The organism is Aeromonas piscicola (genome assembly GCF_000820005.1).
GTDB lineage: Bacteria > Pseudomonadota > Gammaproteobacteria > Enterobacterales > Aeromonadaceae > Aeromonas > Aeromonas piscicola.
Genome location: NZ_CDBL01000041.1, coordinates 1 through 445, shown reverse-complemented (window position 1 = coordinate 445; position 445 = coordinate 1). Strand labels below are relative to the sequence as shown.

Here is a 445-nt window from a genome sequence, read left to right as displayed (position 1 = left end):
AACGGTAGAGTTCAATCGTGAGGAATTCAGTCAGGTTAAGTCCGTTTGTCACTCGTCAGCTTCTCAAACCGCTAACTTCATACTCGCTTCACTCTGGCATGCGAGTCTGGCTTCTCTTCAAATACCACAAGAGGTCATTGTGATGGTACGGATTGGCGCGGTGTTCATGGTGCTCGGGCTTGCATGCTTCATGGCATTCAACATGATCGGTTCCACTGTCGATGAAGCCGGAGTGCTGCATGAACCGTTTGGCCTGCTGCCCATAGGCTTTGGCCTACTGTTCATCGGTGTGCTGATCGCTCTCTTTGGCTGGCTCAGGACATGCATCAGGCGTCGCCGGGCTAGAGTGGGGGGATAATCCATCCAAACTATTGCACCAGGTTGCGGCTGAATAGGCGCTATGTGACAAGGGGTTGCCGACTCCGGAAGGGGGAGGCAAAAAGGG

At 53.5% G+C, this 445-nt stretch carries 1 protein-coding gene; it reads left to right on the top strand.

The window, feature by feature from the left end; genetic code table 11:
• Positions 1 to 358, top strand: a 358-nt coding sequence (locus BN1128_RS26190; protein WP_244464574.1) for a DUF3955 domain-containing protein, incomplete at its 5' end; no start/stop codon positions are given.
• Positions 359 to 445 lie beyond the last annotated feature (87 nt).